The organism is Spirochaetales bacterium (genome assembly GCA_016930085.1).
Taxonomy (GTDB): domain Bacteria; phylum Spirochaetota; class Spirochaetia; order SZUA-6; family JAFGRV01; genus JAFGHO01.
The window spans coordinates 1-22,813 of the sequence record JAFGHO010000063.1; the positions used below are offsets into that span (position 1 = coordinate 1).

Sequence of the window (22,813 nt, forward strand, 5' to 3'; positions counted from 1 at the left end):
TCATATAAGCGAATTTCAATTCCAGTACAACGTACTTTATATATTCCAACGCTCAAGGCTTCACCTGGCGCAATCGCGCCCTTCGTGCCCCGGGCTTCCCGAAGCCCTTAGTGTTAATCCAATAACCAACACTTTTACATCAAAACAAGGTCGGGGAAAATCATTTGTATTAGTGTGAAATGGTTGTCTTTCGATCATATGGTGAGATTGTTATGTAATGCAAGGACGGAAATGACGGTGTCCTAAAAAGGAACCGAAATGCCTTTCTTTTTCAATTTAGGTAACAGTTTTCCTGTTTCAAACCAGAGTGATTCTTCTATTTTTATCCTTTTAAAATGGGAAAGCGCCTTGATGATATTCTTTATCTGTTTTTCATCGTGAATACCATGGATAAGTTCGGTTTCGGTTATACCGCATATTGCGACGTCATTGCTTGAAAAGATCTGTTTTACGGTTTCCATTGGTTTCTTGAGATAATCGATAATAATATTCGTATCAACAATAATCATAATTTACTTATATTTCGTAATTCGGTCATTTTTTCTTCATCAAATTGTATTTTGCCTTCGAGATTGAAAAGATCTTCCAGTTCATCGTTTTCCTTTTCCGTTTCTTCTTCAATTAATATAAGTTCCATATGCTTTCCGATAAAATTTTGCAATTCCGGTATTTTTAATAAATCCATTTCCGATTCAACGAAAATATGTTTTTTTATTGCTTCCAGCTAACATCATGAAAAATAAGCGGGTCGGGATTGATAGTTTTTTACCTTGCAGGGCGAAAACCCTTCCTATTATAATACACAGCGATTAATTTTATTAAAAGACATACGTTAAGTCAACAGTATATAAACGGTTAAGCATTTTATAATCAGGAAAAAACCACAGAACGATTATCTCCTCCTGCGTTCGTCCTGGCTTTTACACTGGATACAGAGAAACGCGTACGGAATCGCTTTTAAACGTTCCTGCGGAATTTTCTGGCCGCATTTGAGGCATTTTCCGTAACGGTCATTTTCGATCCGCGCTATCGCCGAATCGATGAGTTCCAGTCTTGTTATTTCCTGGGCTTCGAGGGTCTTGAGCATTTTTTTGTCGATATCGTCGGATGCGATATCGACAAGGTCTTTCGGGTCTCTGTCCTCGATAAGTTCCCTGAACTCTTCGCTTTCTGCGGCAAGCTTGTCGAGGATCTCTTTTTTTTGCTGAAGAAGCAATTCCTTCATTTGCTTTATAAAAACCTTTTCCATGTTTCCTTCCTCGGCCAAAAAATTAAAAAGATAACCTATCTTTTTTCAAATAAAACAAATAATTGAAAAAAGCGCCTCAAAGGGGCTTGAAGCTCCTGCAATGATTACTATAGAATATAATCAAAAAGGGTATAAAATAAAAGCGTGAGCACTATGGACTAAAATGAAAAATTTGTCAAGTATAATTGACAAATTGAAGCGTGTTCCCTATTATTTCAATTAAAAAAAGGAGGAATATTGGCTAAAGAAGAGGCTATCGAAGTACAGGGCGTTGTCAAGGAATCGCTTCCCAATACAATGTTCCGGGTCGAACTGGAAAACGGTCATATCATTCTTGCGCATCTGTCGGGCAAAATGCGAAAACACTATATTCGCATCATTCCGGGAGATGTCGTCAAGGTCGCTTTGTCACCCTATGACCTGACGCGCGGCAGAATCATCTACAGGGCAAGTTAAAACGCGTTAACCCGGTCAAAAACACAATTATATAGCCTTTTTACTGAGGGCTTATCATATTCATCACAAACCCTGCCATTTCTGTTGTATTAGTTCCGAAACCCGATTGTTTCCGGTATAACCGGCAAACAATGCCGGTGATGTGCGGTGTTGCGCCGCTTTGAAACAGACAGGATTACCGTAAAAGCACCCATAACGCACCGTATCCGCCCATGTTTTTAGACGCGACACCTGAAGCACCGGTATGGGGGCATTGTTCGAGATACTGCCTGATTTTTTTACCCAATACCGGTGCCGTTTTCGAATGGTTTCCCTTTCCGTGTATAATCAGAACTTTTTTGATGTTGTCCCTTCTGCATTCACCAATGAACCGTTCAAGACGGCTGACCGCCTCATCGCCGGTAAGCCCGTGGAGATCGATGGTTCGCTGGGGTTTCATGGCAAGGAGTTTTTTTCGGAGATCGGCCGTGCTGTTTCCTGTCGAACCGGTTTCCTTGGTATGCGTGTCTTTCTGCGTGGGAAGGTAATCGTCGAGGCAATTGTCCATGATATGGTCCGATCGTTTCTTTTGCCGGCCTTTTTCCCACTGTTTCAGTATTTCCCCGAAATCCATACAGTTCAATTATATCAAAAAAAAAAGGTTATAGCCACCGTTTATAAAAACGGTATAACAGGGAAAGCGGCGGATCAATCCGCCACGACATCCGATTCGCGGATCCATCCCTTCAGGCCCCTCCCGGTAATGACATGGATATATCCGTATGCTTTATCGAGAATCCTGCATGCGGTCCCTTCTTTCAATACGATCCAGGGCTTTGCCTCTTCACGGGGTATTTTCTTCAATATCCCGTTATGGGTGGAAACAATACCGATTGTCTCGTTCGCCTGCACCTGGGAGATAATGAAAACAACGAGAAACCCGGCCGCGATAACGGTGAGAAAGATAAAGACAATGAAAATACTTCCTTTCTTAAGACGGAAAACGAGTCCCAGGCAAAGACACGCTGCGTTGAAAAAAATGATGATTCCCAGAAAAGGGATATCCGAATGGATGAAAGGCCCCGGCGGATACTGTGAAGACAATCCCTCAGCCCGTTCCATAATCCGCAAGGTGTCGCGAAGGGCGCTGTCGTGGGGGTCCTTTTTGATCGCGATATACAGCTGATTGATCGCGTGGCCGGTTTTTTCAAGCCGGTAAAAACAAAGCGCCTTGTTGAAACAGAGAGACGGGATTGTCCCCATCTCCGCTTCCGCCATGGAAAACAAGGATAACGCTTTCCCGTAATCCTTCTTCTCATAAGCGTCACGGGCTTTTCGCGCCAAATCACATCCCGTATCGGAAGCCATGGATAAAAAGGAACCTATGAGAAACAACAGAAGCACCACACCCGCTTTTTTCCTTTTCACAGCAAAAAGAACGGTCGCGATAATGAAGCCGGGGGCAAAACATACATAGATAAGCGGTTCGCTGCAAAGATCTTTGGTACGGTATGAACCGATTTCCGGACACTTCATGAGTGGTATCGAATCGATAATGGTTACCCCCTGCCGCGATTGGTAGGGTTGATCGGAAAAGACCGGAAAACAGGGTATCGTGAGGATAAGTAAAAGAAAACCCGCTACCAGTCTTCTTCCGGAGTATCCTCTTTCTCCGCTTTTTTCAGGAATTTCCAAACCATGGCCTCCTTTTGTTTCGCTTGATCCAGAATATCGATTAACTCGGCCGTCATCTCGACATCCCTTTTTTCCGGCTGTGTTTCCCTGTTCGTCTGAAGCGCGCGTTCCTTTTCCATTTTATCGATCGCTATTTCAAGATTGATTTTTGCATCGATGCTGTTCGGTTTCGCTTCAAGGGATTGCCTGAAATGAAATACCGCTTTTTCATAATCACCCAGCTCGAAATAGATATTCCCGATATTGAAGTGGGTCCGGAACAGAAGCTCGCTTTGTTCTCCCGTTGTCGCAAAGAGGAGTTCTTCTATAGCCAGGTCCGTTTCGCCAAGTGCATTATAGACATTTCCGATATTGTATGAAATCCATTCCTTGTACACCTCTTTTTCCCGGGCTTTCAGATAACTGATGTTCGCGCCGGTATAATCCCCCCTCAAAAACCGGTAATTACCGTCAAGAACTTCCAGAATGGGCTCTTTGAATCCGCAGCCCGAAAGACAGGAAAACAGTAAGGCTGCAATAATAACCGCATATACTATATGATATCTTTCCATCGTATACCTCTTGTGATGAGTGATAGCAGGAGAAATAGCATGCCAAGAAAGAGAAAAAGTCGGTATCCCTCGTTTTTCACCAGCTTGAGTCCTTTGTCGAGGTTTTCATCCTCGATATCGGTGACAATCGAAAGTAATTCAAAGGGTATGCGCTCGGCATTATATATCTCGAACAGCTTGCCCCCTGATAAAGCCGCAATGTGCTCGAGAAGCGTTCGGTTTATCGTGGAAACAACCCGTTCACCGTTCCTGTCCCTGACGGCGCTTCCGTCATTGCGGAATATTCTGGCCCCCTTCTCCGTTCCGCACACGACGGGAATCACCGGTATTCCCCGCGCCCCCGCTTTCTTCGCTTCCGGAAGGGGATCGCCATGCAGATTCTCCCCATCGGTGAAAAGGATAATAGCACGGTATTTCCCCGCTTCATGAAACGTATTCAGGGAGCAGGTGATACCCCGTTCGATATTCGATCCAGATGTGGTGATAAGATCCGGGCCGGCCGTTTCGAGGAAAAGCGTTATCGCCTGAAAATCATCCGTGACGGGCCATATCCTCACCGCCTCACCCTTGAAGATCACGACACCGAATTTCGCGTCCTTCATACGATCAATAAGACGTTGAATGATACGTTTCGCCGCCTTCAGCCTACTCGGGTTGATATCATCCGCCAGCATACTCTGGGAAACATCGAGTGAGATCACGATTTCATAACCCTCACGGTCGTCGGGAACAAACCGCTGGCCCCATTTGATATCGGCAAGCGCCAGAAACGTAAAAACAAGGAAGAGGAGAAAAAAGAAGAGAATGAAAAACTGCTTCACCTGATAGATGGGGAAAAGCGACTCGAACCGCCATGTTCCGGCAAGTTCCTGCAGATCTTTTTTCCCGTTTCTGTAATTATAATATGAGAGAAGTACCACGGGTGCGAGAACAAGAAAAAGCCAGAGATATTCGGGTTTATCAATCACCATACGACTAAAACATCTCCTGTAAAAACCATTTTCGCCCGATGAAACTCAGTACAACCATGAGAAATCCAAGGATGATAAAAATCTCATGGCGCGGGGTTCTGTTTACATACATCCTGACGCGTTTTTCCGTTTTTTCCTTCGAATCGATCTCTTCAAAAACGGCATTCAGGGCCCACGGATCTCCCGCATAGTAATATTTACCCCCGGTAAGATCTGCGATTTTTTTTAACAGTTTTTCATCGAACTCCCCGCTCCACCCTTTATATTCGATCCCCGTTTTCGGGTCCTTTATCGTCCATTCGATATCGCTTTCCTTTCCGATTCCAATCGTATAAACACGAATTCCCAGACCGGAAGCCGCAAGGGCGGCTTCTTCCGGACCTATCTTTCCCTCGTTGTTGACGCCGTCGGTGAGAAGAATAATCACCTTTTCCCTTGCCCGGCTCGATTTCAAATGAAGCACGGCGACGGCGATCCCCATTCCGATCGCCGTTCCCTCTCCGAGTTCCATAATCTGTAATTCTTCCAGTGTCTGTTCCAGGATTTCATAGTGAAGGGTTGGTGGAACGCGAAGGACCGCCTCTGAACTGAATGTGACCAGACCAATCTGGTCGTTTTCCCGTGACTGCGTAAACGACCGTATTACGTCTTTTGCCGTTTCGTATCTGTTTCTGGGTTCGAAATCCGGCGCGGCCATACTCGGCGATTCATCCAGTACAATGACCATATCAATACCCGTTGTCAGAAAAATCTTCTCTTTTTCCACTACAACGGGCCCAGAAAATGCGACAATGAGAAGCGAAAACCCGATCCAGAAAAATATCCACAGCAGGACCTCGAATATTCGTGCGGCATTGACCTTTTGTTTGAATCCGTTTTCCTTCCATATAGTAAAATTGAAACGAATAACCCCTCCCCTTCTGCGCCTGAAATGGACAAGATAGACGGCCGGGGGTAAGGCGAGAAATAAAACAAGGTAAACGGGATATTCAAGGTTCAACATGTTTCTTTTCCTCCTCGATCGTATCGACGAGAAAGTGAACCTTGTCGATCACCGCGCACATTTCACCCTCATTCGACACACGTCCGCCGAACTTGATAAAATCCGAAAGGGTGAGTATCTTGACAATCTCCCTGCCGACCCCTGCCTCCATAATCGAAGCGGAAGATACCCTCGATATTTCCGCCGTCGTCGAGGTGAGGGCGGGAATATACAGCCTGTTATTTAAATATTCCCTTATCAGGACGGAAAGACCGATAAAAAAATCCCGGTAATGCATGGAAGCGCATTCCCGTTTCAGCTTTGCCAGACCGCGGCGTAATTTATTGACGGGAAGATTCTTCAAATAAAGATTTCTTGCGAACATCATCCATCTCGGCAAAAAGACTATAAGAATGACAAACAGCACGGAAACGAGAATGATAAGGAGAACGATCAGGCCGATCTTTACCCATGTATACGGAAGTTCAAGCTGACCCCTGGGCGGCGTGAGTTTCTCCGTTCTCTGCTTTCCGGTAAAAACGGAAAGGGTATCGATCTGTATGTCTTTCAGCACGATCACGCCAAGCGGGATATCAGGCAGGGAAAGATTCCCCGGTTTGAACGAGACAAAAAAGATCCGCACCTCATATATTTTCTTTCCCTCCCTTTTGCGTGGCGGAAAGATCAAAATTCGTTTCACGTCTATCCACTCGTTATTGATTTCCCGTTCGGTCTTTGTAATTTCGTAGTTATCGGGGATAACGACCTTGAGTCTGAGTTCGACCTCGTCACCGATATAGTACATCGGAGGCAGAAAGGTGATTGTCTCGAAACTATAGTTTTCCTGTGAATGAAGAAATAAAGGAAGACCCGCGATAAAAAAGAGACAAAGAGACAATTGTTTCATGAACCGGTTTTCATCCTTCTTTTCTGAAAAAACTGGTAAAGTTTCATACCGGGATCATCGGAAGTACTTATTTCCAGTGTTTCCACGCCGCGCCTGCCCAGGTTTTCGAGCCATTGGCAGTGACGGGTTTCATTGAATGTCTTGTACCGCTCCTTGAATGAACGCATCACCCCTCCCGCGAGCATTTTTCTTCCATTCTCCGGATCCTCCAGTTCCCATGTCCCCGTGTCGGGAAACCGGAAATCGGCGGGATCATAGACCTTGACGGCAATACAATCATGCTTGCGCGCGCAGAGTGACAGTTCATCCAGATAATCGGATGTTTTAAAATCGGAGACAATAATACAGATTCCCTTCCGTTTGAGTGTTTCTCCGACCGTCCGTAAAGCAAGGGCGAGATCGGATCCTTTTCCCTGCGGTGCCAGCCTGATAAGATCGTTGATAAGACGCAGGACATGCTTCTTGCCTTTTGACGGCGGCACCCAGTGTTCGATTCTGTCCGAAAAAAAAATTCCGCCGACCCTGTCATTATTGAGAATAGCCGAGAGGCCCAGAATTGCGAAAACGAGGCTTTCGATCTCCCGTTTGCTTTTTGCCCCCGATCCCGCAAAAATCGATGCTGAAAGATCGACAATAAGAAAGAGGGTGAGCTCCCGTTCTTCCCTGAAGGTTTTTGTATATGGAGAGCCGATCCGGGACGTCACATTCCAGTCGATAAGCCGCACATCATCGCCGTACACATATTCCCTTACCTCGTCGAACTCGATCCCCTGGCCCTTGAAAATCGAACGGTAATTACCGGACATGAGGCTTTCGACCAGCCGGGATGCGATAATTTCGATCTTTCTGACCTTGTTAAAAAATGCAGCGCTTTCCATTCTTGCCTTACGGAACATTCACGAAACCGAGGATTTTCACAATCACGTCGTCCGTCGAGAGTCCTTCGGATTCCGCCTCGTAATTGAGGATGATCCTGTGCCTGAGAACAGGCGTCGCGACGGCCTTGATATCCTCGGGAATGACAAAAGACCGGCCTTCAAAAAAGGCCTTGATCTTTGCACAACGATACATATAAAGGGATGCCCTCGGTGAAGCGCCGAATTCGATATACCGGTTAAAATCCGATCTTTTTCGTTCTTTTTCCCGTGAAACCGAAACAAGCGCGACAATATACTGGATGATTCGCTCATCGACATGAATACGGTCCACGACGGATCGCAGATTCCGGATAGCGTCCGAATCGAGCATTTTCCTCACGGGTATGTCCTTTTCAATACCGACCCTCTTCACGATATTCACCTCTTCGTCAAACGCGGGATAACGTATCATTATCTTGAGGATAAACCGGTCCAGCTGGGCTTCCGGGAGGGGATATGTCCCTTCCTGTTCTATCGGATTCTGCGTCGCGAGGACAAAAAAGGGCTCGTTAAGCCTGAAGGTCTGCTCTCCGATCGTGACCTGCCGTTCCTGCATCGCCTCGAGTAAAGCGGACTGGACTTTCGCCGGCGCCCTGTTGATCTCGTCCGCCAGCACAATATTGGCAAAAACCGGCCCCCTCCGCGGGACAAACTCCCCTGTCTGCGGTCTGAAAATCATGGTACCGACAAGATCCGCGGGCAGCAGATCGGGGGTAAACTGGATCCGTTTAAAGCTGACGTCGAAGACGTCCGCCAGGGTTTGCACGGCCAGGGTCTTCGCGAGACCGGGCACTCCTTCAAGTAAAACATGGCCCCCGGCCAGAATCCCCATAAGCAATCCTTCGATCATATCCTTTTGTCCGACAACCCGTTTTCCTATTTCATTGATACATGAATGAATCGGTTGTAATGCCTGATTTATTTCTTCATTCATCTCATTGTTGTTATTGGACATTTACTATCTCCTTTTTTATATGAAAGGGGAAACGGCCCCTTTAAATGAATGTGCGTACAATGATGATTTTCTCACGCACGCGGAGCCCGCACACGATATTTTTCAATAATAATTTGCCGGTTATCTTTGACGATAGCCCGATAACCATGGAATATACGACAATTGTACACGTTTTTCTCTCATAATGTATCGATATTATGAGGTTGTTTCAAGTTCTTTTTATTTTCACGATCCGCACTACCTTAATTTTTTTTCTGTTCCTGTTTTTTTTTCTGTTCATTTTCTTCACAATCAGCTATAATGACAAAGAATAATCTTCGTAAAAGGAAACGATTATGTTTAATGTAGGTATAAGGCTTTATGATAATTCAATTTATTCGGTGGGAGACACCTCAACGGCGGAAGGGGCGCGGATTGCCGTGACGACAATCGTGGATAACCAGAAAACCGCAGAGGTCGAGATTTACCTGATCACGGAAAAGGGCAAGGAAAAGACACATTCGTATATCGGAAAAATAATTATCCATAATATCCCCCCCGCAAATGCCGGAGAACCGCGAATCAACCTCGTCATAACCTCGGATGAAGAGCGGGACCTCAAAGTGCTTGTATTCAACAAAGAAGAACCGTGCGGGCAGATGGAAATCCCGTACAGACGATGGCACCCGGAGATGAGAGAGGAAGAGGAAGCGCAGGAGGTCGAGGAAACGAAAACGATAAAAAAAGAGGAAATCCGGGAAGTAAAGAAGAGCGGCGAGGGAGAAGAAGAGACCATCGAAACGACGGTCCTCCGGGAAGATATCAGGTACACGTCGAAAGGCGAATATAAACTTGATTTTGACTCACGGACATATCAGACAGACAAATCCTCTTCGACTCGACTTACCACCGCATCGGATACTGAAAAAACGGAAGAAAAAGAGGAAACCGAGTCCACTCCGGAAGAAAAAGAAAGCAAACCGTTTCCCCTCATTGTCGCGGGTATTGCCGTTATCCTTGTTATCGCTTTGCTTTTACTCTTCCTTGTGATAAAACCATGGGAAGCAAAGGTTCCGGCAGTTACCGAAATCCCCCGGACGGAAAAAACGGAAGACGAGACCGCATCAGAAGCGGTAACGGAAGAAGAGGTCTCGGAAGCAGTGACGGAAGAAGAAACGTCAGTCTCCGAAGAATCGACAATAACGGAACCGGTTTTGGACATCGATACGATAAATGAGGCCGTTCGCGAAATAGGTCCCGTCTATTTCAGCCCGAACTCGAGCAGACTGACGGAAAATGCCGTGAAAACGATCGACCGGATATCCGGGGTTCTTTCAGGGTATGTGGGAGAAATCGAGATAACAGTCACCGGACATACGGCAAAATACGGGACATACGAAGAACAGGAAGCGCTTTCGGTCGAACGGGCCAAAGCGGTCCGCTCCCGGCTTGTCTCAAACGGGGCAATAACGGATACGCTCGCTTCATATGAAGGATTCGGCGCACGAAAACCCGCGACAGCCGACCGGTCGAAGGACAGCCTCAACCGCAGGGTGGAGATCATGGTTTCCGAACAAGAGTAAGCGACGTCGTTTCAACAATTGACCGGAAGATAGATTGACGCGCATTTAAAGTGTCTGGTGATTCACTGCGAAAAAACCTGCTTCGATGAAATCGTTTACCGCGTCCTTTATGAGGTGTAGGGGAAAATGCAGCACTTTTACGTTCGGTTTCATACAAAAGTGCTACGGTTAATTCATGGAACTAGAAAAATATAGTACCTTTTTTTTATACTTTTATACTAAAATCAAACTAGGGAATTATTGTGCCTTTCCCTCTCGCTGCTATAGTTAGTATATAGCAGGCAATGCAAGCGGAAAAGTAAAAAAAATGACTCTATTATTGAGAGATAAGGAACAACGGAATGCGAGAAGAAAAAAGAAAAAAACGATATCCGGATGCGGCAAAACCCGCAGCGTTTGTCAAAAAAAAAATAATGGCAAAAGACGAGTTTCATTTTCTTTTAAAAATGCAGCAGATACGGTATGCGAGAAACGGGAACGTGTTTTCCCTTCTTTTATTTACAACCCGCGACAATAGCAGAAAAGAGATCAGGAAGTTCACCGATATCGTCAAGGCGCGCATGAGAAATACCGATGCGATCGGGTGGTTTGACAAACACTCGTTCGGTGTTCTTCTCCATGCCGCGGACTCCGACGGTGCGTCATATTTCGCGGTCGATATTATAAAAAAAGTGTACGAGAATCTGCCTTCACCGCCCTATACCATATTCACCTACCCGAATCAATGGTATGGGGGGGAGGAATAGAATAACGAAGATACCGCCGGACGCTTTCTCACCATCACTTTCGGTGATTGCGTATTGTGAAAATAAAAGCGGTTTCCATCGGGTCCCGCCGGCTTTCGACACGTATATCTCCGCCGAGTGCGGCTACGGCCAGCTTGCTGAACGTCAACCCCAGACCGAAATTCTGCTTCCGGTTCTCCGTATGAAAATCTGAAGCGAAAAATTTGTCGAATATTTTATCCCGGAGATGGTCCTCGATAAACGAGCCCGTATTGACGACCTTCACTTCGATATGTCGAGAGTCTTTTTTCCCCGCCGTGACCGTAATAGAATCGCCATGTTGTGTGAAACGGATCGCATTGCTTATAAGGTTGGAAAGGATGCCCAAAAAAAGCATTTTATCCGTTCCCAGTATGATGTCTTTCTTTTTATCGAGGATCACCGCGAATTTCCTTCCGGCAAAATGCATCCGTTGAATGAGCGAACCGAGATGATCCTGAACTTCCTTTTCAAACAAGAACTCCTCGAATTCAAGTGACGGAGACGCCTTTTCGAATCTTGTAATCGTGAGAATATTCGAAATCATGCTGCCGATCTGCCAGCATCCGTACCGCGCAAGGTTCAAAGCCTTTTCACGGACCGCCTCCTCATCGGCATCGACCGCATCAAGTCCCATTGAAATACTTTGAAGCGGATTCTTGAGATCGTGAACGAGAATTTCGAGATAGAGATCCCTCAGCCGGATCAGCTTTTTTCTTGAAAGGGCGGCCGGAATGATCTTCATGAGGACTTCTTTTTTAAAAGGTTTGGTCAGGTAATCGAACGCGCCCTTCTTCATACAATCGAGTGCGGTATCGAGGGTGACATTCGATGTCAGCATGACCACCTGGACGGTGGGGTATCGTTCGATTATCAGGGGAAGGGCCTCCGTTCCGCTCATACCGTCCCCCAGATCGATATCGAGGAGAACAATATCCGTCTCACGGTGTTCTTCGAGAAAACGGAATCCGTCTTCCGCGGAACAGACGGCGGAAGCATCATGCCCGTCGAGTTTGAGAAGATTTATCGTAATCATGTTGAAATGCTCCTCGTCATCGACGAGGAGTATTCCGGCACTGCTTGCGACTTCCACGATATACTTCCTACTTGTTAAAATACCTGTTATATGTTATGATATAGAGTATTTTTTTGAACATCAAGGTCTTTATGAGGCAACGGCGGGAAAAACAGGAAGACAGGAAAAGAAAAAAATATGAATGCGTATCACAGTCCGGAAAAACCGGTGTTAATTGTCGACGACGAACAGGAAATCCTCGACGGATACGATATGGCCCTGAACAAACGGGGCATTACCAATCTTTCATTGTGCCGTGACAGCAGAAAAGTGATGTCCCTGCTGTCGGAACGGAGTTACGCCGTTGTAATACTCGACCTTTCAATGCCCTATGTTTCCGGACAGGAATTGATCGACCTGATAAGGGAAAACTATCCGGAAATACCACTTGTCGTCATTACTGCGTCAAAAGACATCGATACGGCGATCGATTGCGTTCAAAAAGGAGTATATGACTACATGATCAAGCCTGTGGAAATCAACAGGCTTGTTTCAAATATCAAGCGCGCGGTGGAACTCGGTCAACTCCAGGAGGAGGTAAAGCGACTCGGCCAACGCTGCATCAAAAGGGATCTGGAAAAACCGGAAGCCTTTTCCCATATCGTAACCTCGCACGAGTCGATCCTGTCGATATTCCGTTATGTCGAGGCGATTGCGGGAAGCCCCAAGCCGGTGATCATAACGGGCGAAAGCGGTGTGGGAAAGGAGCTTGTCGCCCAGGCGATTCATACGGTAAGCGGAAGAACGGGGCCTTTTGTCCCCGTCAATATCGCGGGGCTTGACGATACAATGTTCGCTGATACCCTTTTCGGGCATAAAAAAGGGGCCTTCACCGGCGCGGATTCCGAAAGAAGGGGGTTTTTAAAGGAAGCCGAAGGGGGAATCCTCTTTCTGGATGAAATCGGCGACCTCGAAGAAAAATCACAAGTAAAACTCCTCAGGTTTCTTCAGGAGAACCAGTATTATCCCCTTGGTTCGGACAAGGCGGTAACATCCCATGTCAGGATTATTGTCGCGACAAATACGGATCTGAAGGAAAAATACAACAAGGGGGCGTTCAGGAAAGACCTATACTACCGGTTGATGACCCATTATATCCATGTCCCCCCACTCAGGGAACGGCTTTCCGATATACCGCTTCTTGCCGACTACTTTATCGAAAAAGCATGCCAGTCGCTTCACAAGAAAAAGCCGGAGATTTCCGACGATTTCTATTCACTGCTCGCAACCTACCATTATCCGGGAAACGTTCGCGAACTCGAATCAATACTCTATAATGCCATGAGTCTTTCAAAAGGCGGCAGCATATCAACGGATGCGATTGAATCATATATCGGAGAACATACCGATGCTTCGATGATAATAACGGACGATAAACGGAAATCCGGCGGGAAAAAGATACTCGGTATCCTGACGTCGAACGGGGAGTTGCCGACTCTCAAGGAAATGGAGGAGTTTCTTCTGAAAAAGGCCCTTGAAAAATCACACGGAAACCAGTCGCTCGCGGCCCCGATTCTGGGTCTTACACCGTCCACGCTCAGCAGGCGGTTGAAAAAATTATCATGACGGGTATCCGGGTCTGCGGAAACTAACGGGCCCGCCGTAACGGGGACGGCGGTGGTGAAACAACGGCGCAATGGTATGCCGGATAAAAGGAGGACGACAATGGTGAAAAAAACACACCTGTTTTTACTTCTGTTTATAATCATATCTTCAATCGCCCGTGGGGATGACGCTTCGGTTGGAAACGTGATCTCTTATTCGGGGGATGTCCGCATCGATTCGTTCGGTAACGGATCGTTCATCGAGGTCGTAGAAGGGGAATACCTGTATAAAAATTCGGTTATCAAAACAGGTGACGACGGCAGGGCCACGATCACGGTCATGGAGGTGACAAAGGAGATACCGTCGTCATCCGAACTCTCGATCGAAAAAATCATTTCTCTTGAAACCAGAAAAAAGGAATCGGACTGGTTCCGTTCCTTGATGGAACTTATCCAGGAAGCTTCGAACTCCCTCTTTACTGATGAAGAAGATGTCGACCTCGCTTCACGGGGCGATCTTTTTATCAATCACGAAAGGGACCTGTTCACCTATGAAACTGAAGAGGACCTCAATCCCGACTACTCCTCCGAGCTGATCATGCTGCTCGATATCCCGGCCGGAAACGTCTCCGGTTACCTGCCGGGTGAACTCGAACTGAAAAAGGGATTTTGCTATTTCGGTCTCGGCAACTATGAAGACGCGCTCAGGCACTTCATCGACTCGAAGCACATTATCGAAAAAGATATTAAAAAACGGGGTACTCCCCCCTATTTCCACGACACATTGGATTTAATGCTCGGACTTTCCCATTATTACCTTGCCGAATATCCGGATGCGATCCCCCTGTTCAGGCGGCTGCTTGAAGAAAACGGTATCCCCGCTCTCACGCCGTATATTTCCTGGTTTCTTCTCGACGCGTTGTATGTTTCCGGGAGGTTGGAAGAAGCGAAAACCCTTCCCGAATCAGTGAAAACATCGATAAAGGACTGCCGGCTTGAAGACAAGTTTCTCGCGTACCTGGAAGACGTGAAAAAAAACGGAGAATAATGTACCATAAAAGACGCGCCCGGGCGGTCGTCAATCCGCACCCGGTTTCACGCTCCCCGAAAGCCCGTGATAGCCGGGAAGCACATTCCATGAAACAAGCATAATGCCGTGGATCAGGCCGATATGATACATGATATGCCTCGTCTGCCCGAGTACGAGTTCGAACCTCGTAAAGGGACACCCGCCGGGTTTTTCCTTCAACATTGCCGCATCGAGTCCGTTCAGGTAATCCTCTATTTTTACCCTGATATCCGAATAATAGTCCGAAAGCTCATTTTTCGACAGTTTTATCGCCGTTTCCTCAACAAGCCCGGCAACATCGGCCCCCCCGCCCATATGATCGGTATACCGATACGGATTCACGAACCACTGATCCATGGAGTGAAGCATATGGTACAGCTGCCGCCACAAGGGCCATCGCCCGGCCGCGTTATCGAGCATTCCGTCATCCAGCGAGGAAAAGAGTTCATCGATATTTTTCAAGAGGATAACGACCTGTTTTTTAATATCCGAAACTATCCTGTTTTCCATTTGTACATCATACATCGTATTCCTTCCGCACGGAAGTATTATTTTCGCCCGCCTGTGAAAATTCATTATGATCAGGATGTCCCTGACATCATCCGCTTTCCCGGCATCAAGGACCCAATCCGGGCATGATTCCCCGGTATATCCATCGCCGGTAAAAATATTTGAAAAATCATGGAAATTTTATTATATTTTTTCATATATATTGCAAGGAGGATGAAGATGGCCGACTGCGAATGTTTGGGAGGCTGTATATTCTTTAACGATAAAATGGGAAATATGCCCTCGATCGCCTCGATTATGAAACAGAATTATTGTAAAACCAATAATTCCGGCTGTGCACGGTATATGGTTTTTAAGGCCCTTGGGAAAGAGAAAGTTCCCGGCGATCTGTTCCCCAACAATGTGGAAAAAGCGAAGCAGATTATTGCCAAAGGTTAGGGGTGCTTTTTTATAACAATACCGGAATTTTATTCGGCTGTCGATTTCTCGTCATCGAATGAAGGCGGAAGGACTTGCGTTTTTTATTTATCATGGAATTTGATCCGGAATAAACGGTATCGAGGTGGGGATTGATCAGAAAGAGCTATATCAGACTATACTTCATTTTATCGATCGGTTTTGGAATATTGATCGGAATAATATTTCCAATTTTTACCAATCTCTTCGTCACCTACAGAGACACCGTTTCCAGAATGACATTCGTTGTCTGTTGTATTGTTGCCGGTATTATCGTCGGCGGATTTTCTTTTTTTATCGGCAACAGCACCATAATCAGGGTCATAAAAATACTTTCCGGGAAACTGCTCGATATTTCCAATCTGAATGGAGATTTGACAAAAAAAATACGGATCGAATCCGACGACGCGATTGGCAAACTGATTAATAATTTTAATCTGGTTATGTCGTCCCTTCAAAAAATCATATCGGAAATCGGGCAAACCGTCAGGAAAGGCCGTGACATCAGCCTGAATCTGGATGCTTCCTCGAAAGCATCAAAGGCATTAATGGAAAAAATACACCGACATATGGCGGAGATGAATACCAAAACAGAAACCCTTAATGAAGAGATAACCAGATCAAACGAATCCTCCGGCAAAATCGATGTAATCCTTCAGGACGCGAAAAAACACATATTCTCCCAATCGCAGGAAATCAATAAATCGTACGCATCCGTCGAAGAAATGATATTTTTTATTCAGAATATCGCAATGATAACGGAAAACAAGATGGAAATAATAGATGCCCTTCATGATACGGCCGCCTCGGGCCAAAGCGAAATGGAAAAAACCATCGATGTCATAGAAAAAATAACCGATTCGGCGAATGTCATCCACGACATCCTTGCCGTTATTAATAACATTTCGGCAAAATTGAATTTACTGGCAATGAACGCCGCAATAGAGGCGGCCCATGCCGGTGAAAAAGGCAGGGGATTCGCCATTGTTGCAGCGGAAATAAGAAAACTCGCCGAAAATACGGTACAAAACACAAAGGAAATATCGAAATCGGTTAATGCCGTAATGGATTACATTAAAATATCCGAAGCATCGTCGAATAAAACGGGCGAATACCTTGACGATATCCTGTCGGAGATCGAAGGGGTGAATGCCTATATGAATGAAATAAAAAACGCAATGAAAGAAATCTCGTTAATCGGAGATAAAACCATGGCGTCATTGAAAGTCCTGCTGGTCATTTCCACTACCGTCACCGATTCGACGAAGACAATGACGGACCGGGTTCTAAGTATATTTGATTCGCTTAAAACTATCTCTCCCCTTTCGGATAATATTAAATACGATATGACCGGTATTACCGCTAGTTTGAATGACATTGATGCTACGATCCGCGCCATGGCGGCGTCAGAGAGTGAAAATTTGCAGAATATAAGTAATGTCGAATCGCTTGTCAATAAATTCAAAACCTGACAACAACGGTTTTCGATATCGTGAAAAACCGGCGGAAATCGGATGAAGCGCAAAAAAGTATTGTTGACAATATTCCTGCTCGTCTTTGTCATCATCGTTTCGACTATATTGCTTGTTTTGATCATCGTATATAAAGAAAAGAGAACACAAAACGGTGATCGAAAGGAAAGCGGCCCACGGATACATTCCACTTCACATTATACGGCGGTACCGCAACGCGAACGGGACATTCTTCCTTTACAGTCATCGAACGCACCCCATACGGCAGCAACCGATTCTCCCCCGACACCCGAAGCGCCACCGGTGATCGTCCCGCCGGCCGCAAAAAAGCCGCCTGAACCGGACTGCATCTACCTCGGCCAAAGCGATGCCTCATGGCATTGCTACAGGAACAGGAGAAGGCTGATACGTTTTCACGACTGGCAATGTTCGAATAAACGAGTGACACGCATCGAAATCATAAAAGAAACCGGCCGGACATGTTATGATAAATCGGGCACAGACATGTTCGAGCTTGTCGACGAACAACAAATCCCTCCTCGACCGTAAAGGGAGGAGAATAAAATTAAAGACAGCCGCTCTGGTTTTATGTTTGAAAAAGCTGCTGCAGACCAATCCGAACGAATATTAACCCGCGTGAGTTTGGCGGCATCGTCATGCCATGCGCGGCATCGTCATGCCATGCGCGGCCTGAAATCGTTTTATTTTTATTGTACGGTAATTGTCAACCGTTTTTGTACGACATAACCGCCCGCGGGCCAGTCAAAATACAGCCGTATCTCGTATTCGCCGGGTACCACGCCGTTAAAGGTAACCGAGCCGTCCTCTTTTCCATCGGTATAAGACCACTGTGCATAGGTATCGTCGGGCTCGGATGCCTTGACCAGGGTAATCCAGTCCGTTTTGTTTCCCGGCAGGCCGGTAAAACCAACGGTAATTTTTTCCGATTTCTGGTACGTTTTTTTGGGGACGGTGATTGCCGGTCCGTCATGGGTCCCGTTCGAGCCATCGTCCGGGTTTTCTTCTCCCGCCGTTATGGTGACCGTAACATGATCATCCACCGAGCAAAGAATAATTCCCCTGTCACTCTCGACGACACGAACGATAAACTCCGTACGTGACTCGGTGACAAGGATACTCCCGATGATGACCGCGTCCACCGAAAGTATTTTCCCTATACGGGCGGCGGTTCCGGCATCGACCATACCGGACAAGGAAAAACTCTGTTCCTCCAGCACCTCGCTTATTCTAGAGCGTTCGATGACAAGAAGCGAACCGGTATTGACGAGTTCATGGGTGAGTTTTTCCGTTGCGTAGACGGCATAACTGTCGCCGGGCCGTCCAATCACGTCAAAGCCGTACACCGCGACGGTCTTTTCCGGCAGCCTGCTTTCCACTGCCGTGAGTTTTTCAGCCATCCGTCTGAAGACAAGATCAAACTCCGCGACATTGTCCGCGATCGCACACACGGAGTATCCCGCCAAAACACAGAGAAACAGAACGACCCTTCTTTTCATGACATTACCCCCTCACAATATTTTGATACAGGCAGCTTTTCGTGAATATTACTATTGTATAACAAACGGGCGTAAAAAACCACCCGTAATACATGCGGTTGTTGATTTGCAAACCCGCTTGTCACCATGTGCCTGAACCCTGCCCGCCGGCGTCCGATCCTACCCGCTCGGTCGATATTATTTTCTTTCCTGATATTATATTATGTGATACAATAAGAAACGGAGGAACGGATTATGAAAAAGCTGATCTATGGAACTGTCATATTAGTGGTAATAACTACAGGCACCCTGCTTTCCGCACAGACGGCGGGGACGCTTGGTGATGTGAACGGAAGCGGGAGTATCGATATTGTCGATGCCCTTCTGGTCGCCCAATATTACGTGGGTTCGGGTCCGTCGGGCTTTCAGGCTTCCCTGGCCGATGTGAATGCCGACGGGACCGTCAATATCGTCGATGCCCTTCTCATCGCCCAATATTACGTGGGATTGATCACGTCATTTCCCGGACAAAGCGGGACGGGTGAGATCGAGATCATCGTTTCCGGTGCTTCCCGCGAAACCGCCCCCTCGGCAGGGGACGAACAGATCGAGACGCTGGTCGACGGAAACACCGAATTCGCCCTGGATTTTTACAGGGCCATTGCCGGCGGCGATGATAATATCATTTTTTCACCATACAGCATCTCGGTCGCTTTCGCCATGTGTTACGCCGGTGCAAAAGGACAAACGGCCGCGGAAATGAGCGATACCCTTCATTTTACCCTCGAACAGGAAGCCCTTCATAACACCTTCAATGCGATCGACCTTGAAATCGCCAAACCCGGAACGTACATCGCGTCGGGATCGAGCGGCGACCAATTCATCATTAACATCGCGAACAGTATCTGGGGGCAAAAGAATTTCTCGTTTCTTGAGGACTTCCTCGACATCCTCGCGGTCAATTATGGCGCGGGTCTCAACGCACTCGACTTCATGGCCGATCCGGATGCCTCACGTCTTGTCATCAATGACTGGGTAAGCGAAAAGACGGAACAGAAAATCACCGATCTTCTTCCGCCAGGATCCGTCGATACATTGACGAGACTCGTCCTTACCAACGCGATCTATTTCAAAGCGAGCTGGGAAAACAAATTCACCCCTTCGAACACGACCGCGGCGTCATTTACCCGTCTCGACGACTCGACGACCACCGTCCAGATGATGAAACAGACGATGAGGGTAACGGCGGCGGAAGTACCGGGCCAATATATCCTCGCGCAACTCCCCTATTACGGCAGACGGGCCTCGATGATTGTCATTCTCCCGGAAGCCGGCATGTTCAGGTCGGTCGAATCATCCCTCACGCAGGAAACCCTCTCCGGGATGATCGGCTCACTCGATGTAAGTCTGTTGACAATCTCCATGCCCAAATTCGATTTCAAGTGGGGCGATTCGATAAAAGCCGTCCTTGCAGATCTCGGAATGCAGGAGCCGTTTTCATTGAATGCCGATTTTACCGGCATCACGACGGCGGACCGTCTCTATATCGGCGATGTCATTCACAAAGCGGTGATCGCGGTCGACGAGGAAGGAACGGAGGCCGCGGCGGCAACGGCGATTATCATGCCCCCCTCCGCCCCGCAGCCCATCACCATGACACTCTCGAGACCGTTTATTTTCTTTATCAGGGAAAACTCGACGGGGACAATACTTTTTGCGGGAAGGGTAATGGATCCGTAAGGGATACGCTTCCAGTCATATAAAAACGCCCCGGGGCATGAACATGCTTCGGGGCGTTTCTTTTACGCAAAACCGGGTACTATCGCTTTGTTACCACAGATAATGGACCGGGTATCGTATCATGGAATCATAGAGTTCTTTCACTTTTTTCATTTCACTTTCGGTGAGGGCCGCAGCATCGGACGCCTTGACGTTCGAGACGACCTGTTCCTTCTTCGACGCGCCCGGGATAACGCAGTTTACCTCTTCGAACATCAGCACCCACCGCAGGGCATTTTCCACGAGCGCGGTTCCCGGCGGGAAAATACACTCAAGCTTTTTCACTGCCTCGAGTCCTTTTTCATAGTCGACACCGGAAAAGGTTTCCCCCTTGTCGAACGCCTCCCCGTTTCTGTTGAAATTCCGGTGGTCGCCCTCGGCGAATGTCGTTTTTCCGGTGAATTTACCGCTCAACAGACCGCTTGCGAGGGGTACCCGGACGATAATCCCGACATTCTTTTTTTTCGCCTGTGAAAAAAATAGTTCGGCAGGCCGCTGTCTGAACATGTTGAATATGATCTGGACGGTGGTGACGTTCGGATATTCGATCGCTTTCAGCGCCTCTTCGACTTTTTCGACGCTTACCCCCAGGTTTCGTATCTTGCCCTCGGATTTCAGTTTATCGAACCGTTCGAATATCTCCGGCCGGTAATAGACCTCAGTCGGCGGACAGTGAAGCTGGATCAGATCGATACAATCGAGTTTCATGTTCCGGAGGCTGTCTTCCACATATGACTGCAAGACATCAGGCGTATACCCTTCGTTCGTATGCGGGTAGATCTTTCTTCCGCATTTGGTGGCGACATACACCCGTTCCTTTCTCTGTTTTATCACCTTCCCGACGGCCGCCTCTGAAAGACCGTCACTGTAGACATCCGCGGTATCGATGAAATTGACCCCCGCATCGACGGCCGCATGTAAAATCTCCTCTGCGTTCCCGTCGTTAAAGGGCTCACCCCACCTGCCGCCCACCTGCCAGGTCCCGAGAGAGATTTCGGAAACGGTAAATCCCGTTTTACCAAGCGTTCTGTATTTCATATATTCCTCCCTTTCCTTTTTATAAACCGATATTCAACAATTATCACATTCGATTGCCATATGCAACAAACACCCGGCATATTATCCTTTCCGGAACATGCACGATGTAAAAAAGCCTGCCGTTCGCGAAAATTTCCTGCTATATTCCTTCCTTTATTAATAATGCTTCATGGACTTTTTTCAGCCACTCGCGGATCGGTATATGCTGGGGGCATTGTTCCTCGCAGGTTCCGCATGCCGTACAGGCACTTGCCCGCAATCCCTCATCAAAATGCCACGAATAGAGCGCCCTCCCGAGATAAGGATTCTGGCAATTCCAGAGATTGTACAATTCGAAGTTTCGCGGTATATCGACTCCCGAAGGGCAGGGCATACAATACCGGCATTTCGTGCATGGAATCGGATTGAGTCCGGTATACGCTTCCCGTATCCGCTCGACAAGCAGACGGTCCTCCCGGGAAAAGCTTCCCGGTTGAGCCTTCCCGGCGGAAGCGATGTTCTCTTTCACCTGGTCGAGACTGCCCATGCCGCTTAACACAACCGTCACTTCCGGTTTGTCCCAGAGCCATTGCAGTGCGAGATCGGCAGGCTTTTTCCCCGCCTCATCGATCATCGCTTTTATGGGTTCGGGGGGCGCCGCCAGGGCCCCGCCGAAAAGCGGCTCCATCACCACGACGGGAATATTACGCTGCGCCGCATAGAGGAGTCCCTCGGTTCCCGCCTGAAAATTCTCGTTCAGATAGTTGTACTGTATCTGGCAAAGATCCCAGGCGTCATACGCGTCGATGACTTCCTTGAAGAGTGCAGCCGTATCATGAAATGAAAAACCGAACCCGCGGATGCGACCGTCCGCGCGGGCCTTTTCACTCCACTCGAAGACCCCCATTTCCTTCATCCGCCGCCATCGGTCCGTAAAAATCCCGTGGATAAGATAATAATCGATACGATCGGTCCTGAGCCGCTCGAGCTGGATGTCGAGGTATTTGTCGAAATCTTCCGGTTTTTCGACAAGCCAGCAGGGCATTTTCGTGGCGAGTATGACCCTGTCCCTGTATCCGTTTTCGAGCACCTTGCCGACGACCTCTTCACTTTTACCGCCGTGATAGGGGTAGGCGGTATCCAGGTAATTGATCCCGCCTTCGATGCCGCAGGCAAGCATATCCCTGATTTCATCTTCCAGGATTTTTTCATTATTGCCGTCTTTGACGGGAAAGCGCATACACCCGAAGCCCAGTACCGAAACCTTTTTCCCCGTTTTTCCAAACACGCTATATTTCATAATACCTCCATGCTACCTCAATGTTTTGCTTGTTGTAAAGATAATAAAAACCTTCGCGGAAAGTTTCGCCTGCAACGCGGGTTAATATATCGATGATTTTCCGGAAA

24 protein-coding genes are annotated in these 22,813 nt (G+C 47.3%); 9 read left to right on the plus strand and 15 right to left on the minus strand.

The annotated features are described in order from the left end of the window. Positions 1-242 precede the first annotated feature (242 nt). Together JW881_10825 and JW881_10830 are read right to left on the minus strand one after the other, a co-directional pair. Positions 243-509, minus strand: coding sequence for a PIN domain-containing protein (locus JW881_10825; GenBank protein ID MBN1697997.1), 267 nt, complete (start codon positions 507-509; stop codon positions 243-245). 383 nt (positions 510-892) lie between these two features. Then, positions 893-1,249, minus strand: coding sequence for a TraR/DksA family transcriptional regulator (locus JW881_10830; GenBank protein ID MBN1697998.1), 357 nt, complete (start codon positions 1,247-1,249; stop codon positions 893-895). Between the two features lie 237 nt (positions 1,250-1,486). On the opposite strand from JW881_10830, the gene infA reads away from it, so the two are divergent. Further along, positions 1,487-1,705: a translation initiation factor IF-1 gene (gene infA / locus JW881_10835; GenBank protein ID MBN1697999.1), complete on the plus strand. Its 219-nt coding sequence runs from the start codon at positions 1,487-1,489 to the stop codon at positions 1,703-1,705. A 175-nt stretch (positions 1,706-1,880) separates the two neighbouring features. Here infA and JW881_10840 read toward each other — a convergent pair whose 3' ends face one another. From JW881_10840 to JW881_10875, 8 genes are all read right to left on the minus strand, one after another. Further along, positions 1,881-2,318, minus strand: coding sequence for a Smr/MutS family protein (locus JW881_10840; protein ID MBN1698000.1), 438 nt, complete (start codon positions 2,316-2,318; stop codon positions 1,881-1,883). A gap of 74 nt (positions 2,319-2,392) precedes the next feature. Next, positions 2,393-3,379 (minus strand): hypothetical protein, encoded by a 987-nt coding sequence (locus JW881_10845; protein ID MBN1698001.1) that lies wholly within the window; start codon positions 3,377-3,379, stop codon positions 2,393-2,395. Then, positions 3,325-3,930 carry a tetratricopeptide repeat protein gene (locus JW881_10850; GenBank protein ID MBN1698002.1) on the minus strand — a complete coding sequence of 202 codons (606 nt, stop codon included), beginning with the start codon at positions 3,928-3,930 and terminating at the stop codon, positions 3,325-3,327. The genes JW881_10845 and JW881_10850 overlap by 55 nt, the downstream gene beginning before the upstream one ends. Then, positions 3,912-4,901 (minus strand): VWA domain-containing protein, encoded by a 990-nt coding sequence (locus JW881_10855; protein MBN1698003.1) that lies wholly within the window; start codon positions 4,899-4,901, stop codon positions 3,912-3,914. Before JW881_10855 ends, JW881_10850 begins: the two co-directional genes overlap by 19 nt. A gap of 4 nt (positions 4,902-4,905) precedes the next feature. Next, entirely contained in the window at positions 4,906-5,904 is a 999-nt protein-coding gene (locus JW881_10860; protein MBN1698004.1) for a VWA domain-containing protein, read from the minus strand. Next, complete coding sequence (locus JW881_10865; protein MBN1698005.1) at positions 5,891-6,790, minus strand: hypothetical protein; 900 nt, start codon at positions 6,788-6,790, stop codon at positions 5,891-5,893. The genes JW881_10860 and JW881_10865 overlap by 14 nt, the downstream gene beginning before the upstream one ends. Next, positions 6,787-7,668 carry a DUF58 domain-containing protein gene (locus JW881_10870; protein ID MBN1698006.1) on the minus strand — a complete coding sequence of 294 codons (882 nt, stop codon included), beginning with the start codon at positions 7,666-7,668 and terminating at the stop codon, positions 6,787-6,789. The genes JW881_10865 and JW881_10870 overlap by 4 nt, the downstream gene beginning before the upstream one ends. Before the next feature lie 7 nt (positions 7,669-7,675). Further along, positions 7,676-8,662, minus strand: a complete 987-nt coding sequence (locus JW881_10875; protein ID MBN1698007.1) for a MoxR family ATPase — start codon at positions 8,660-8,662, stop codon at positions 7,676-7,678. Between the two features lie 335 nt (positions 8,663-8,997). On the opposite strand from JW881_10875, the gene JW881_10880 reads away from it, so the two are divergent. Together JW881_10880 and JW881_10885 are read left to right on the plus strand one after the other, a co-directional pair. Next, positions 8,998-10,224, plus strand: coding sequence for an OmpA family protein (locus JW881_10880; GenBank protein ID MBN1698008.1), 1,227 nt, complete (start codon positions 8,998-9,000; stop codon positions 10,222-10,224). 341 nt (positions 10,225-10,565) lie between these two features. After that, on the plus strand, positions 10,566-10,970 hold the full coding sequence (locus JW881_10885; protein ID MBN1698009.1) for a hypothetical protein: 405 nt from the start codon (positions 10,566-10,568) through the stop codon (positions 10,968-10,970). A 34-nt stretch (positions 10,971-11,004) separates the two neighbouring features. Here the strand turns inward: JW881_10885 and JW881_10890 are convergent, their stop codons facing one another. Beyond that, entirely contained in the window at positions 11,005-12,081 is a 1,077-nt protein-coding gene (locus JW881_10890; protein MBN1698010.1) for a response regulator, read from the minus strand. A gap of 120 nt (positions 12,082-12,201) precedes the next feature. Here JW881_10890 and JW881_10895 point away from each other — a divergent pair, with 120 nt between their 5' ends. Then, the gene (locus JW881_10895; GenBank protein ID MBN1698011.1) at positions 12,202-13,629 is read left to right on the plus strand and encodes a sigma-54-dependent Fis family transcriptional regulator; all 1,428 of its coding nucleotides are present in this window, start codon (positions 12,202-12,204) and stop codon (positions 13,627-13,629) included. 99 nt (positions 13,630-13,728) lie between these two features. Next, a complete protein-coding gene (locus tag JW881_10900; GenBank protein MBN1698012.1) occupies positions 13,729-14,655 on the plus strand; it encodes a tetratricopeptide repeat protein in 927 nt (308 codons plus the stop codon). Positions 14,656-14,685: 30 nt separating this feature from the next. Here JW881_10900 and JW881_10905 read toward each other — a convergent pair whose 3' ends face one another. Next, entirely contained in the window at positions 14,686-15,201 is a 516-nt protein-coding gene (locus tag JW881_10905) for a DinB family protein (protein ID MBN1698013.1), read from the minus strand. A gap of 204 nt (positions 15,202-15,405) precedes the next feature. Here JW881_10905 and JW881_10910 point away from each other — a divergent pair, with 204 nt between their 5' ends. The 3 genes from JW881_10910 (at position 15,406) to JW881_10920 (ending at position 17,663) form a co-directional block, all read left to right on the plus strand. Then, positions 15,406-15,624, plus strand: coding sequence for a hypothetical protein (locus JW881_10910; GenBank protein ID MBN1698014.1), 219 nt, complete (start codon positions 15,406-15,408; stop codon positions 15,622-15,624). A 131-nt stretch (positions 15,625-15,755) separates the two neighbouring features. Continuing rightward, positions 15,756-17,114, plus strand: coding sequence for a hypothetical protein (locus JW881_10915; GenBank protein ID MBN1698015.1), 1,359 nt, complete (start codon positions 15,756-15,758; stop codon positions 17,112-17,114). A 42-nt stretch (positions 17,115-17,156) separates the two neighbouring features. After that, a complete protein-coding gene (locus JW881_10920) occupies positions 17,157-17,663 on the plus strand; it encodes a hypothetical protein (GenBank protein ID MBN1698016.1) in 507 nt (168 codons plus the stop codon). A gap of 158 nt (positions 17,664-17,821) precedes the next feature. Here JW881_10920 and JW881_10925 read toward each other — a convergent pair whose 3' ends face one another. Beyond that, positions 17,822-18,631 (minus strand): hypothetical protein, encoded by an 810-nt coding sequence (locus JW881_10925; protein MBN1698017.1) that lies wholly within the window; start codon positions 18,629-18,631, stop codon positions 17,822-17,824. Between the two features lie 234 nt (positions 18,632-18,865). Here JW881_10925 and JW881_10930 point away from each other — a divergent pair, with 234 nt between their 5' ends. Beyond that, on the plus strand, positions 18,866-20,350 hold the full coding sequence (locus JW881_10930; protein MBN1698018.1) for a hypothetical protein: 1,485 nt from the start codon (positions 18,866-18,868) through the stop codon (positions 20,348-20,350). A 90-nt stretch (positions 20,351-20,440) separates the two neighbouring features. Here the strand turns inward: JW881_10930 and JW881_10935 are convergent, their stop codons facing one another. Together JW881_10935 and JW881_10940 are read right to left on the minus strand one after the other, a co-directional pair. Next, a complete protein-coding gene (locus tag JW881_10935; protein MBN1698019.1) occupies positions 20,441-21,427 on the minus strand; it encodes an aldo/keto reductase in 987 nt (328 codons plus the stop codon). Positions 21,428-21,566: 139 nt separating this feature from the next. Continuing rightward, entirely contained in the window at positions 21,567-22,706 is a 1,140-nt protein-coding gene (locus JW881_10940; protein MBN1698020.1) for an aldo/keto reductase, read from the minus strand. Positions 22,707-22,813 lie beyond the last annotated feature (107 nt).